This is a genomic window from Psychroflexus longus, assembly GCF_020164595.1.
Classification (GTDB): Bacteria; Bacteroidota; Bacteroidia; order Flavobacteriales; family Flavobacteriaceae; genus Psychroflexus; species Psychroflexus longus.
This window is the reverse complement of record NZ_JAIQZE010000002.1, coordinates 115910-130869: the sequence shown is the minus strand read 5'-3', so window position 1 is coordinate 130869 and position 14960 is coordinate 115910. Positions and strand designations below refer to the sequence as shown.

General features: G+C 32.8%; 13 protein-coding genes. All 13 read left to right on the top strand.

What is annotated here, in order from left to right; all coding sequences use genetic code 11:
- The first annotated feature begins 8 nt into the window (after nucleotides 1-8).
- Nucleotides 9-1268, top strand: coding sequence for a flippase (locus LB452_RS03295; RefSeq protein WP_224460296.1), 1260 nt, complete (start codon nucleotides 9-11; stop codon nucleotides 1266-1268).
- 511 nt (nucleotides 1269-1779) lie between these two features.
- Nucleotides 1780-2514, top strand: a complete 735-nt coding sequence (locus LB452_RS03290) for an O-antigen ligase family protein (protein WP_224460295.1) — start codon at nucleotides 1780-1782, stop codon at nucleotides 2512-2514.
- Nucleotides 2515-3552 carry a glycosyltransferase family 4 protein gene (locus LB452_RS03285; protein ID WP_224460294.1) on the top strand — a complete coding sequence of 346 codons (1038 nt, stop codon included), beginning with the start codon at nucleotides 2515-2517 and terminating at the stop codon, nucleotides 3550-3552.
- A 16-nt stretch (nucleotides 3553-3568) separates the two neighbouring features.
- Nucleotides 3569-4774, top strand: coding sequence for an O-antigen ligase family protein (locus LB452_RS03280; protein ID WP_224460293.1), 1206 nt, complete (start codon nucleotides 3569-3571; stop codon nucleotides 4772-4774).
- 1 nt (nucleotide 4775) lies between these two features.
- Nucleotides 4776-5288: an acyltransferase gene (locus LB452_RS03275; RefSeq protein WP_224460292.1), complete on the top strand. Its 513-nt coding sequence runs from the start codon at nucleotides 4776-4778 to the stop codon at nucleotides 5286-5288.
- Nucleotides 5281-6129 carry a sulfotransferase gene (locus tag LB452_RS03270; protein ID WP_224460291.1) on the top strand — a complete coding sequence of 283 codons (849 nt, stop codon included), beginning with the start codon at nucleotides 5281-5283 and terminating at the stop codon, nucleotides 6127-6129. Before LB452_RS03275 ends, LB452_RS03270 begins: the two co-directional genes overlap by 8 nt.
- Complete coding sequence (locus LB452_RS03265) at nucleotides 6126-7109, top strand: polysaccharide deacetylase family protein (protein WP_224460290.1); 984 nt, start codon at nucleotides 6126-6128, stop codon at nucleotides 7107-7109. Before LB452_RS03270 ends, LB452_RS03265 begins: the two co-directional genes overlap by 4 nt.
- A gap of 75 nt (nucleotides 7110-7184) precedes the next feature.
- Nucleotides 7185-7880 carry a WecB/TagA/CpsF family glycosyltransferase gene (locus LB452_RS03260; protein WP_224460289.1) on the top strand — a complete coding sequence of 232 codons (696 nt, stop codon included), beginning with the start codon at nucleotides 7185-7187 and terminating at the stop codon, nucleotides 7878-7880.
- Between the two features lie 44 nt (nucleotides 7881-7924).
- Complete coding sequence (locus LB452_RS03255) at nucleotides 7925-9232, top strand: UDP-glucose dehydrogenase family protein (RefSeq protein ID WP_224460288.1); 1308 nt, start codon at nucleotides 7925-7927, stop codon at nucleotides 9230-9232.
- 159 nt (nucleotides 9233-9391) lie between these two features.
- Entirely contained in the window at nucleotides 9392-10378 is a 987-nt protein-coding gene (locus tag LB452_RS03250; RefSeq protein ID WP_224460287.1) for a UDP-glucuronic acid decarboxylase family protein, read from the top strand.
- A gap of 3 nt (nucleotides 10379-10381) precedes the next feature.
- Nucleotides 10382-11728, top strand: a complete 1347-nt coding sequence (locus tag LB452_RS03245; RefSeq protein ID WP_224460286.1) for an undecaprenyl-phosphate glucose phosphotransferase — start codon at nucleotides 10382-10384, stop codon at nucleotides 11726-11728.
- Nucleotides 11728-12480 carry a glycosyltransferase family 2 protein gene (locus LB452_RS03240; RefSeq protein ID WP_224460285.1) on the top strand — a complete coding sequence of 251 codons (753 nt, stop codon included), beginning with the start codon at nucleotides 11728-11730 and terminating at the stop codon, nucleotides 12478-12480. Before LB452_RS03245 ends, LB452_RS03240 begins: the two co-directional genes overlap by 1 nt.
- Before the next feature lie 62 nt (nucleotides 12481-12542).
- Nucleotides 12543-14927, top strand: coding sequence for a tetratricopeptide repeat protein (locus LB452_RS03235; protein ID WP_224460284.1), 2385 nt, complete (start codon nucleotides 12543-12545; stop codon nucleotides 14925-14927).
- The last annotated feature ends 33 nt before the right edge of the window (nucleotides 14928-14960 follow it).

The window sequence follows — 14960 nt, the reverse complement described above, 5'->3', positions numbered from 1 at the left end:
CTTTGTAAGTGATTAAAATAGATAAAGATTTTACTGAATTATTAAATAAAGGTGGTATAGCATTGTTAATAAGAATAGCAGGCTTTATTGCAGGGTATTTGTTTATTTTCTACACAGTGAAATTATTTGGTGCAGAAACACAAGGAAGATTAAATTTAAGCTTCTCATTTATGATGATAGGGGCTCTTATTTGTAGATTAGGTCTAGATATTCATTTTGTTAAGATTTATTCTATACCAGGTAATTTTCATGATTCAAAAGGTATATATTACAAAGTACTTCCATATGTTTTACTTTTAACCTTTTTAGTTTCGGGATGTATCTTTCTCTTTTCTGGACAGATAAGCACACATGTTTTTAATGATCCAGAATTAAATATATTTTTAAAATGGGTGTCTCCTTGTGTAATATTTTTTACGTTTATTTTATTAAATGCTTCTGTATTTAGAGGTCTTAAGAAAAATTCATTGTACGCATTTCTATTTAATGGAGGACGTTTTATTTTCACTTTAATTTTCTTCTTCGGTATAATAATTTTTTACAAGAACCCACTTGTTACTATTATCGCACATACTTTAGCAATTTTTGTTCTTTTTCTTATATCATTAAGGTATATTTTTAAATATAATTATCCTTTTGTTCGTAAATCAACCTATACAACTAGGAAGTTTGTAAAACAATCATTACCAATGTTGGTTTCAACATCAATGATCATTTTTTTAGGCTGGTCAGACACTATAGTTCTTGGAATCTTCAAAGATAGCTCTGATGTAGGAATTTATGGAGTTGTGCTAAAAATTTCGGTAGTAACAAGTTTCACTTTTCAAGCTTTAGATTCTATTTTGGCGCCAAAATTATCTAATGCCTACCATGCTGATGATATGAGCTTATTTAAAAAACTGGTGAAATTTTCCACGATTTTGAATTCAATAATTTCAATTCTAGTCGTAACTGGAATTATTATCTTTAAAGATTTAATCCTTTCTATTTTTGGAGATGAATTTTTTAAAGCTTCTACGGCTTTAATAATTTTGTGTCTTGGTCAATTATTTAATGCAATTTGCGGCCCTGTTGGATCTATTTTACAGATGACAGGTAGACAGGTTGTATTCCGTAATATTTTAACAATTGCATTTTTAATCAATATTGTATTAAACTTTCTTTTGGCGCCAACATATGGAATCAATGGTGTAGCAGTTGCAACAGCAATTAGTTTGGCATTTTGGAATCTTTCCAGTGTAATTTATATATCGAAGAAAATCTATTGATATTATGTTAAGTAAATCATTTATGCCAGCCTTAAGATTGATCTTAGTTTTACTCTGCTCTTTAAGTGTGTTTTATAGAATTTTATCTGAGATTACTAGCTTGTCAATTTTTAGATATCTGGATGAGATAATTTTTTTCTCAGTTATAGTGTATCTTCTTTTTTACTATTTAACATCAAAGAAAGTTCATATAATTAATTTAATTTTATTAGTCTTTATTTCATATTCTGTAATTGTAAGTCTACTTTTCGGTTTCAACAAAAATTTAATTGACATTTTTCTGCAAACTCTAATAAATGTCAAGTTCTTTATTTTAATTATTGGGTTCATCTTAATCTTTAAGAATAATTTTAAATATTTAAACCTGTATTTCAAAGTTGTCTTTGGTATTGCTTTTTTATCTTTTTTTATCCATATAATATCGGGTGTTCAGTTCAATAACCTTTTTAATATATCAACTTTTGCAAGACCTAACATTAGATACTCTGGATTTATTGCTCACCCTAATCACATGGCTTATTTAGCAGTTCTTTACATTGGATATATACTGAGTAAAATAAAGTCTAGTAAGACGAAAATTAACCTAAATAGTTTTTTACAAATATTCTTTTGTGTCGCTATAATATTCCTAACAGATTCTAGGACTTCAATTATTGCAGCAGCCATTTTCTTTTTAGCATTTTATTGGGACTTACTCCTTAAAAATGCGTTAGTGTTGTTGTATGTTTTTTCAACATTATCATTATCAATTGTCTTTTTAGCTGTTTTTACAGACGTTTTTGATTCAATCATCCAAAATATTTTTCAAACATTTACTTTAGAAAGTACTTATATTAGAGGGAATATGATTTATTTGTCTGGTTTAATCTTTTATCAGTTTTTTCCTGTAGGTACTGGTGCAGCTTCTTTCGGATCAGTAATGGCTAACAATAAAGTTTACGAATATTACGAACAAGCTGACAGATATTATTTCGCTAATGATATTGGATTATATGACAGTAATATAGCGTCGATAGTAGGTGAGTATGGATTTATTGGTCTTATTTTTTATTTCTTACTTTTTTTCTATACTTATAGATATCTAGCTAAAACATTTAGAACTAGAGGAGTCATGCTCAAATCAGTTTTTTTTGTGTTTTTATTTTACACCATAACAAACCCTATGATAACTAATAATGTATATATACTCATAAGTTTACCCGTCTTTTTAAAGATAGCTTCTATCAATAATACAAATACCCTATAAATGAAAATACTTTTTATTACTAACATGTATCCTAGCAAACAAAAAGCCTATGCTGGTATTTTTGTAAAAAATCAATTTGAAGAATTAAAAGATATAATAGATGATGAGGATACCCTCGATATTTTTTATATGAAAAGAGCTTTCACTTCCAAAGTTGGAAGTGCCCTGAAATATATTTTTGCTTTCATAAGGTTTATTCCATTTTTATTCAAAAGATTCGATATAATCCATGTGCATTATTTTTATCCTTTAATATTATTAGCATGGCTAAACAAAAAAATTCATAAAGAAACTAAAATAGTTGTTACATTCTTAGGTAGAGATATAAACTCTCAAATTGATGAATCAAATCAGAAATTTTTCAGAAAAATTGCGAAGGACATTGATTTTTCTATTCCAGTTGGAATTACTCTTGCACAAGAAATAAGTAAAAAGTTAGAATTAGAAAAAATAAAGGTACTCCCTTGTGGAGTTAATGAGAGTGTTTTTTATAAAGAAAATGATGTAAAGAAAACATATGACTTTATTATGGTAGGCTCTTTTATTCATAGAAAAGGAATAGATACAGTTATAGAAGCCATTAAGTCTTTACCTGAAAATTCTAATATTAAATTTTGTTTTTGTGGTTCTGGAAATTATTTAAGTGAATTAGAAAAGCTTCAAAAAAATCATGACGTTACAATTAAGCAAAATCAGACACAAGATCAGTTAAGATATTTATTAAATTCTTCACGCTACTTCCTACTAATGTCAAGAGCCGAGGGTTTTGCAACTGCAACTACTGAAGCATTCTTTTGTGGGGTTCCAGTATTGACCTCAGATATTAATAATTTTAAAGAACAGGTGGAAGAAGGTGTTAACGGTTTTTTATCACCTTTGGGTAACGCTGAAATATTAAAAGAGAATTTTTTAAAATTGAGTTCAATTAAAGATGATAGGTATAAGGAATTATCTAACGGAGCATTGAATTCATTTAAAGATGCCTCATTAAATTATGTATGCAGAGAGATTTATAATATCTACAAATCGCTTTCTTAAGTCGAATTCATTTAATATGTACAAACAAATGCGTATAGTAAACATCGTAAACAGTTATACTTTACTGTTTTTAGTGTGTTTTACGCTGCCAATGTATACGCAGATAAACAATTTACTTTTAGGAATCTTTATTGTTTTTAGTATATTCAATTATCTTAAAGACAGAGAAAACTTTAGCAATTCATTTTTTAAAAACTACTTTCCAGTAATTGCTTTTTTCTTTTTGGCAGTAATAGCTTCTTTAAATTATGATGACATACTTAACTTTAAAGAATTAGAAAAATATTGGTCTTTTCTCCTGATTCCTCTTGCCTTTTGGATGACAGGTGGAGAAAATAAAAAACTTATTAAGTATGCTTTTCGAGGTTTAATTTTGGGATGTGTTACAACATTACTGATTTGTTATTTGAATACATTTTATGAAATTATAGCTTACAATGAGCCATGGTCTTATATTTTTCGATGGAGACACTTAAGCCATAGGTTTACAGAAATTGCAGATACTCATCCTGCTTATTTAGGGTTATTCATTTGTACCTCCACATATTATCTATTATTTAAATCTAAACAATTTAATACTAAGTTGAGAATACTTATATTATCCATTTACTTTCTTGGAATGCTTCAATTAGCTAGTAGAGTTGCAATTTTCATATTTATTTTGATTTTCTTTGGATGCATTTTTTCAATTTTTAAAAAAAATATTAAGTACTTCATTGTTAGTCTTATAATTTTTCTTTTTTCTTCATTAATTATTTTTTCAGTTGGAAGTGAATACTTAAACAAAAGAATGTTGTCAATAGAAAATATTATGGAAGATTCAAGATTTGATCGCCTAAATATTTCATATAAGATTTTTAAAGAAAATATACTTCTCGGTACAGGTTTTGAAAAAGTTGACGAAGTAAGAATAAAGAAATATCGTGAATACGACTTTGATTTAGCCGCAAGAGAAAAGTATAATGCACACAATCAATTCTTTGAATATTTAACGATTAATGGTATTGTTGGAGGTATTATCTATGCAGTGGTTCTTTTTTACTTAATTTTATTAAGTTTGAAAAGGAAAAATCACCTTTTTCTTTTTATTATAATTTCATTTTTTGTAGCAAACCTTACAGAATCAATGTTAGTAAGGATCAAAGGGGTGGAATATTTTTCAATTTTTGTATCCCTTTTTTTAATGAAAACTAACCCAAAAAAAGAAAACCTCCATAAGTAAAATGAGAAAAAAATTCCTTTTTTTAATTTATATCCTTCTTTTTAAGGATACTCCTGAAGATTACAGACCTTACAGTTTGTTTTTTCCGAAAATTAGACAGTGGCTTGTGAAAAATTACCTAAAAAAATGTGGGATAGAGTTACGTGTTAAAAAAGGTGCTGAAATCTCACCTAATTCAATTGTCGGGGATTTTTCAGAGTTAGGAACAAACTCAGTTATTCAAGCCAACGTAACTATTGGAAATCACGTGATTATGGGGCCAGATATTAAGATATACTCAAGGAATCATAAGTTTGAAAGATTAGATACACCTATCCAGAAACAAGGGAAAAACTACTACGAAACTAAAATTGGCGACGATGTTTGGATAGGTGCCAACGTTATTATTACAGCAGGGTCCGAAATTGGGGATCATGTAATTATTGCCGCAGGTTCTGTTGTTACCAAACACATCCCAGCTTATGCTATTGTAGGAGGTGTACCTGCGAAAATTATTAAATATAGAAATGAGTAATAAAATTAACCTTATTTATCTTTTAGGGGCTGGAAGAAGCGGCACTACTTTACTAGCAACCTTGCTAAACAATCACGATGACATTGAAACTTTAGGTGAAATGCATCAATTTATCGAGTATGTAGATAAAGATAAAGATTGCTCTTGTGGAGAAAAGCTCACATCTTGTTCTACATGGAATTTGTCCTCAGATCTTATGGATAGTAATATAAAAGACGAAAGACTCTACTGCGAAAACAAAGAAAGTCATAAAAATATTCCTTCGCTTATTTTTAATAAGAAAGCAGACAAACGCTATATTTCAATTCAAGAGCATATTTTTTCAGCTCTCTCTGGAAACCGAAAAAGTAAGTGGTACTTAGATTCATCCAAATACATAGCGAGATATTTATTATTGAAGAAAAGTAAAAAGCTCAACATAAAAGGGATTTATATGGTTAGAGACCCAAGAGGGGTCATTAATTCTTTTACTAAAAAGGTGCAAACTTCGAAACGACCTTTAAGTGCTATTTTGTATTATAATATGATCAATCTTTTTGGCGAAGTTGTTTCCAGAAACAATAGAAATATCCTGAAAATCAAATACGAAGACTTAGTAGAATCACCGGAACAGGTTTTAGATGAGATATATAAACATGTTTTTGGGAGCAGTAAAGCATCAGTAAAGATGCCTGAATATTTTACTATGCCTCATATTGTAGGGGGTAATAGAATTAAAACCAAAAAAAGAATTCACTTATCAAAAGACACAGACTGGCAGAGAAACATTCCACGTGCAAGACAGATTATGTATTACTACCTTTGCTTTCCCTTTACTTACATCAACAAATACAGAGTATGAATATATACATCACATTAGATTATGAATTGTTTTTTGGTGAAAAAAGTGGAAGTTTAGAGAACTGTATCATTAAACCCACCGAAGCTATTTTAAAAATTGTAGATATATATAAGGTGAAGTTAGTTTGCTTTGTCGATGTAGGGTATCTAGTCAAACTTGAAGAACAAAAAGATGAATTCCCAAACCTTGAAAAAGATTATAACAAAGTAACTGCCCAAATACGACATTTAGCAGAAAATGGACATGGAATAGATCTACACATTCATCCACATTGGGAAGATTCTTATTATGACGGAAGCAAATGGGTCTTTGACACTTTAAGGTATAAACTAGCAGATTTTTCACCAGATGAAATTACAAGCATAGTAACCAAATACACAGAAACGCTCAAACGAATTTCAGGTAAAGCCCCAAAAGCTTATAGAGCTGGTGGTTGGAGTGCTCAGCCTTTCAAAGGAATAGGAAAAGCCTTATTAAAGAATAATATTGCAATAGATAGCACCGTGTTTCCTGGTGGTTACTACAACTCATCAGACCAATATTACGATTTTAGAGGTATAGAACCTTTTAGAAACAGGTATAAATTCTCAGATAATTTAACGGAAGAAGACTCTGGCGGTAATTTCACTGAAATCCCGATCAGCTCGCATAAGGTAAGTCCCTTGTTTTTTTGGAAATTTAGTTTTCTAAAACTAATGAAGCAAGATAAACATCAAGCCTTTGGTGATGGTTTAGCCATATCAAAAACAAAAAAAGATATTTTAAGACTCTTATTCTCCCCATCCAATAGCGTTGTTTCGGTGGATGGCTACAAAGCATCTTATTTAAAAAAGTCTTATAAGTTACACAAAAAAAATAAAGTTGAAGATTTTGTAATAATCGGTCACCCGAAAGCATTTACTGACTATTCTCTCTCTCAAATTGATAGATTCTTAAAAAATCTAAATCCTACTGATGAAGTAGTAACATTTAATCAGTAAAAATCAGCTAAATAATTATAAAGACCTATGTCTGGACACCTTCTATTACTTAATTCAAAAATCCACAATCTCTCCATGCTGGAAACATTAGATTTGATTGACGAATCTATTCAGAAAGGAAAGCACATCCACCACTCCGTAGTCAATGCAGGGAAAATAGTCTCAATGCAAGAGGATGTTCAGCTTCGTGAAAGTGTAAATGGTGCAGATATTATCAATGCAGATGGGCAAGCTGTAATATGGGCTTCTAAAATTTTAAAGCAACCCATCAAAGAACGAGTGGCAGGTATAGATTTGATGGAGAATCTTGTTGAATTAGCTCATCATAAAGGGTATAAAATATATTGCTTAGGGGCAAAAGAAGATATTGTAGGTAAAGTTGTTCAGGACTATAAACAGAACTATTCTGAAGAACTCATCGCGGGTTATAGAAATGGGTATTTCTCAAAAGAGGAAGAGCAAGGAATAGCTCAGGAGATCGCAGATAGTGGAGCTAATATGCTGTTTGTCGCCATTTCCTCGCCCAAAAAAGAAAATTTTCTTTATGAACATAGAGAGGTACTAAAAAAAGTAAACTTCATAATGGGCGTTGGCGGAAGTTTTGATGTCATTTCAGGCAAAACAAAACGAGCACCACTATGGATGCAGAAATCTGGACTGGAGTGGTTCTACAGATTTCTTCAAGAACCCAAAAGAATGTGGAAAAGATATCTCATCGGAAACACGAAATTCATATTTTTGACATTTAAAGAAAAATTCAAAACCAAATAATAAATTTTAATTGATTTATAAAATTCAATACTTAATACAATCTTATGAAAATAGCAGTCATCGGAACAGGCTATGTTGGCCTGGTTACAGGAACATGTTTAGCAGAAAATGGTAACGAAGTCCTTTGTGTCGATATCGATAAAAACAAAGTGGATCAAATGAAGGCTGGCGTGGTGCCTATTTATGAACCTCACCTGGATGTGCTGTTCGATAGAAACATCGAAGCGGGAAGGCTCAATTTTACTACTGACTTAAAAGAAGGCTTGGACTTCGGAGAAGTGATTTTTCTGGCTTTGCCCACTCCAGAAGGTGAAGATGGCTCTGCAGATTTAAAATATGTGTTGGGCGTAGCTAAAGAAATTGGTGAATACATCACCTCCTATAAAGTGATTGTGGATAAAAGCACAGTTCCTGTGGGGACTGCAGATCTTGTCCATGCCACAATCGCCAAAGACTGTAAAACAGATTTTGATGTGGTGTCCAACCCCGAATTCCTAAGAGAAGGTTTTGCGGTGGACGATTTCCTCAAGCCAGAACGTATTGTGATTGGCTCTAGTAGTGAAAAAGCAATTGAAGTGATGGAGCGCTTGTATCAGCCTTTCGTAAGATCTGGTAATCCAATCATCATCATGGATGAAAAGTCAGCTGAACTGACTAAATATGCCTCCAATTCGTTTTTGGCGACCAAAATTACCTTTATGAACGAAATTGCCAATTACTGTCAGAAAGTTGGCGCAGATGTAGATAAAGTTAGAATTGGGATGGGAACGGACTCCAGAATAGGAAAGCGTTTCCTTTTCCCCGGTATAGGCTATGGCGGCTCCTGTTTCCCTAAAGATGTCAAGGCACTGCATAAGTCAGGAAAAGACATTAACTATGACTTCAAAATTTTAGAGGCTGTCGTAGACGTCAACGAAAAGCAAAAAACAATATTATATCCGGAAATCTCATCATTTTTTGATGATGATTTAAAAGGCAAAACCATTGCCATTTGGGGACTGGCGTTCAAACCAGAAACCGATGATATTCGTGAAGCCCCAGCTTTGTATATGATTGATAAATTATTGGAAGCAGGCGCTAAGGTGAAAGCTTTTGATCCTGAAGCTATGGATAATGTAGAACAGAAGTATGGGGATAAAATAGGTTTTGGAAAAGACATGTATGAAGTGACAGAAGGTGCAGATGCCCTATTGATCTGTACAGAATGGAGTATTTTCAGAACACCGGACTATAAGCGCTTAAAATCTAACTTACAGCAATCCGTTATTTTTGATGGTCGAAATTTATATCCAACGGTGGAGCTAGCTAAAGAAGGAATACACTATATTTCTATAGGAAGACAAAAAGCTTAAGTATTTTTATAAGATTCATGAGTAGTTAACTGCACAGTTTCGGAGTTCAACTCTAAAACTGTGCAGTTTTTTATTCCATAACAGTTTTAGCGCTCATATGCTTAAATATTATAACTTTGTACGTAGAACAAATTAGTAGTCCTAAATAATCATTCCATAATGAAAAAAATTTTAATTACAGGTGCTGCAGGCTTTCTGGGCTCTCACCTTTGCGATAAGTTTATAGACGAAGGCTTTAAGGTGATTGGTATGGACAATCTAATCACAGGAGATTTAAAGAATATTGAGCATCTTTTTAAACTAGATAATTTTGAGTTTTACCACCATGACGTGAGTAAGTTTGTGCACGTCCCGGATGATTTAGATTATATCCTTCATTTTGCCTCCCCTGCTAGTCCAATCGATTATTTAAAGATACCGATTCAAACCTTAAAGGTGGGTTCATTAGGAACTCATAATTTACTTGGCCTAGCCAAAGCAAAAGGCGCCAGACTTTTGATTGCTTCCACCAGTGAGGTGTATGGAGATCCCCAGGTGCATCCGCAAACCGAAGAATACTACGGGAACGTCAACACCATCGGCCCTAGAGGAGTTTACGACGAGGCCAAACGCTTCCAGGAATCCATGACCATGGCCTATCATCGCTTCCATGGCTTAGAGACTAGGATTGTGAGGATATTTAATACGTATGGGCCAAGAATGCGTTTAAATGACGGACGGGTCATTCCAGCATTTATAGGTCAGGCACTTAGAGGAGAAGATCTAACCGTTTTTGGTGATGGTTCTCAAACGCGCTCGTTTTGTTATGTGGATGATCAGGTAGAAGGGATTTACAAACTTTTAATGAGCGATTATGCGGAGCCTGTGAATATCGGTAATCCTTATGAAATTTCAATTTTAGATTTTGCTGAAGAAATCATTAAGTTGACAGGAACAGATCAGAAAATAGTTTTTAAACCGCTACCTAAGGATGATCCAATGCAGCGTCAGCCTGATATTTCGAGAGCTAAATCTATCTTGGGATGGGAACCAAAAGTCAACAGGGCAGAAGGCATGAAGTTGACTTACGACTATTTTAAGTCACTGACCAAGGAAGAATTACAAAGAAGCGAACATAAGGATTTTTCAGATCGCAACAGGAAATAGCCAATGGCTCAATCAGGACGATATTCTATATTTATAAGGCCTTTATCATATTTAATTGATTTAGCCATTCTTATTCTTTTCTCTTCTCAATTTGATTTTGACCTAGAGATGAGTCTCCTTTTTGACGTTTACATCACTATGTGTTGGATCATACTTTCTACGTATTTAGGATTTTATGAGGTTTATCGATTTACAAAACTCATTAAGATCATTTCTTTAACCCTCTCTCAGGCTTTGCTTTTTGCGCTTATAGTTTTTAGTTTTTTTGGAATCTTCTACGAATTAGTTAGGGAACCAGGTAGAGTTTTTCTATATCTAAGTAAGTCTTTTGCAATTATTTTCCTTTTTAAAATCTCGTTACATCTTTTTCTAAAAAAGTATAGGAAAGATCTTGGAGGAAATTTTAGGAGAACCGTTATTTTAGGGAACTCAACTAAAAGCTTACAGCTGAAGTCTTTTTTTGATGATAATCCTGAATACGGATATAATTGCATCAAAGAGTTTAAAATTAGATCCAATACTAATATTGAAAATATATTTAAGTTCATTTTGCAAAATGAAATTGATGAAATTTACTGCTCGATGGCTGAGCTCAACAACGACCAAATCAACGCCATTATCAACTTTGCTGATAATAATCTGAAGGTCCTTAAATTTTTACCAGATAATAAGGATGTATTTACCAGAAAATTAAATTTTGAATATTATGGTTATCTTCCCATTATATCTCTTAGGAAAATACCAACAGATTCGACTGTTAATCAGCTTTTAAAGCGAAGCCTGGATATAGTGCTAAGCCTAGGAGTCATTATTTTTATCCTATCTTGGTTAACACCTTTAATAGCGATTTTGATTAAGTTAGAAAGTAAAGGTGCGGTGTTTTTCAAGCAAAAGAGAAACGGGCTGGATTACAAGGAGTTTTACTGTTATAAGTTTAGGTCTATGAAACCTAACCCTGAGGCGGACTTGCATCAGGCCAACAAAAATGATCAGCGGATTACTAAGATTGGTAAGTTTATGAGAAAAACGAGTATTGACGAGCTACCGCAATTTTTTAACGTATTGAAAGGAGATATGAGCGTAGTAGGGCCACGGCCTCATATGGTAAGTCATACTCACAATTTTGCTGAAAACATAGATAAGTTTATGGTTAGGCATTTTGTAAAACCTGGTATCACTGGTTTAGCGCAAGTCAGTGGCTACAGAGGCGAAATTGAAACCGATCAGGACATCATCAACCGGGTAAAGTTCGATATTTTCTATCTGGAAAACTGGTCCTTGCTTTTGGATATCAAGATTGTATTTCAAACCGTTATCAATGCCGTAAAAGGCGAGAAAAAAGCCTATTGATGGAGGACATAGTTTCTATTATCACTCCAGTTTACAATGCTGAAAAATTTATTCAAGACACTATTACCTCCGTACAAAATCAAAGTTACCAACACTGGGAACATCTTCTGGTAGATGATTGTTCATCTGACAATTCTCAAAATATTATTGAAGAACTTGCCAGAAAGGACCCAAGAATTAAATACTTCAAATTAGATAAAAACGGCGGTCCTGCTGTAGCAAGAAATAAGGCTATAGAATTGGCTGAAGGTAGATATTTAGCCTTTTTGGATGCCGACGATCTTTGGTTCGAATTCCACCTTAAAGCCTCTCTAGATGTTATGAAAATTAATAATCATGCTTTCGTCTTTGCTTCTTATAAAAGATCAAACGAAAACCTAGAATTTGTGTATTCAGATTTTGTTGTTCCAGAAAATGTGTCCTACACAGATATCCTTAAGTCCAATTCTATAAGTTGTCTTACAGCAGTAGTGGACACCCATGTTTTAGGAAAAAAGTATATGCCGCTTATCCGTAAACGTCAAGACATGGGATTATGGTTGAAATATCTCAAAGAGATCAAATATGCATACGGGATACAGAAACCTCATGCCATTTATAGAATTCGAGAAAATTCGTTGTCTAGGAATAAATATAGACTTATTAAATACCAGTGGGAATTCTACAGAAAAGTTGAACGCTTATCTGTATTTAGTTCACTTTACTATCTGGTATTATGGACTTATTTTGGTTACAAAAAATATAAAAACTAATTCTCTTAAAGCCTTATTAATTTTATAAATTGCTATATATTGCTTCTATTTATAAATACTAGATGAAATTTTATTTATCCTTCACTGTTATTGTGTTATTAGCAATGTCTTCATTTGCTAATCATCCTAAAATCGATAGTTTAAAGACAGAATTGGCGAAGGAAAGAGTAGACTCTATCAAAGTCAGGATTTATAATGAAATTGCGTTTCAATATGCGAACGTCAACTACGACAGTATTCTTCCATATTCCCAAAAAGCCATTAATCTTTCTTCTAAAATCAATTTTACTAAAGGCAAAGCTGTAGCCTTAAAGAATCAATCTGTCTATTATTTTTATGCCGGGAATCAAGAAGAAAGTAAAAATAAAATTGAAAAGGCTATTCAGTTGTTAGAAGAAATCGAAAACGACCTAGAACTAGCCAAAGCACTACAGTCCTATGGAGTTCTTTTAAAAAATCAAGGGGACAATAACAATGCCCTTGAAAAATTTGATTTATCCATCAAGTATCATGAAAAAGCAAAAAATAAACAAGGCGTTGTTGATAATTTAATAAATCAAGGCAACATTTTTCAGAACCAAGGAAAATACGACGAAGCCTTGGAAGTTTTTAAGGAAGCTAGAACTATCAATGTAAAATTGGATGATTTGAAATCTAAAGCCAGTATTCTTACTGGGGAAGGGCTCATTTCAGAGAAAAAAGGAAATTTTGATGTGGCTATTCAGCAACTTACTCAAAGCCTTGAGATTTTTAAAAAACTCGACGAGGAAAAGCTTATTTCAGGGATGTATAATAATCTGGCCAACATTTCACGAAAACAGGGGAATTATCTTGAAGCCATCACCTATTTTGAAAATGCCCTGGCTTCGGCCGAAAAGATGAACAACCCGCGTTTGCAAGCCATTGTATTGAACAATCTTGCAAATACTTACCTCAATATCAATGATGATGACAAGGCGGCTTCACTTTATAAAAAAGCGGTTTCCATCATTAAAGATTTGGATAAAACAACTTATGCCACTCTCTTACTGAACCTTTCTATAATTCAGACGAATCAAAAAAAATATGAATCTGCTCTACAGTCTTTAGATTCTTCTTTAACGATATTCAGTAAACAAGGCAACCAATTTTATATGGTGAATAATCTTTTAAACATTGGATATAATTACCTAAAGTTGGAAGATTTCCGTGAAGCCAAACGCTTTTATGAGAAGGCCAGATCTATTGCTGAAAAAATTGATGACCAATATTCTAGTTTATCTATATACAACGGGCTTGGAGAAATTTATTTGAAAGAAAATCAGCTGGATTCTGCCAGCTACTTCGCTAGGAAAGCCTATGCCATCTCCAAAGATATTAAAGCTTTACCAGAAGAGTCTTCTTCTACAGAATTGCTCTATAAAATTTTAAAATCTAGCGACAGACCAAGTGAAGCCTTAGAATTTTTAGAAATTCATGCTCAACTCAAAGACAGTTTATTCAACGATGAAAAAAGCAAAGAGTTAGGTAAACTTGAAGCAGAAATAGAGTTCAAAAACCTGAAAGAACAACTTGAGCTCGAAAAGAAAAATCAGCAGCTGGAGAATCAGGTAAAAGTAAACCAAAGAGAAAATTTCATTATCGGACTCGGTGTTTCATTATTTGGATTGATCATAGTCGTATTTCTTTTGCTCAAAATCAGAAAAAACAAGACTAGAGCCAATCTGCTTCTAAGTCAAAAGAACAAGGAAATTGAAACCAAAAACATCAAATTGAACGAATCCAATCTTCAGAAGAACAAATTGTTTTCGATCATTTCGCATGATTTAAGAAGCCCTGTTAACAGTCTGAGTCAGATTTTTGAAATGTATCTGTCAGATCAGATTTCAGAAAAAGAATTCAAAGACTGGTTGCCAGAAATCAATAAAAATTTAACCTCCACTCGTCTTTTAATTGACAATCTCCTCAAATGGGCGAGTGAATCTTTGAATGAATCTCAAGTGCAAAAAACTGAGATGGATTTATACCAGGAAGTAGAAAGCATAAAAGATTTTTTTAGCACGCCTTTAAAAAAGAAAGGATTAGTCTTCAATAATAAAATCTCAAAAGATTTTCAAATCTACATGGATTCTAATGCTTTAAAATTGGTGACTCGTAATCTGATTTCTAATGCCATAAAGTTTTGTCATCCTGGAGATGAAATTTCAATTTCAGCTACAAAACAAGATGGTTACGACAGAGTGTGTATTCAAGACTCTGGAGTAGGAATGTCGAAAGATGTAGCGAGAAGACTTTTTAACAATACTTCCATTATTTCTTCAGTAGGCACTCAAAAGGAAGAAGGCAATGGTGTAGGGACAGTGCTTTGCCGAACTTTTATTGAAGAAAATGGTGGAACCATTTGGGTGGACTATTCAGAAGAAAAATTTGGGACCCGCATTTGCTTCGAAGTTCCGGAAATAGAATAATCAAAATGCTTTTAGCATTTATTTATCAGCCCT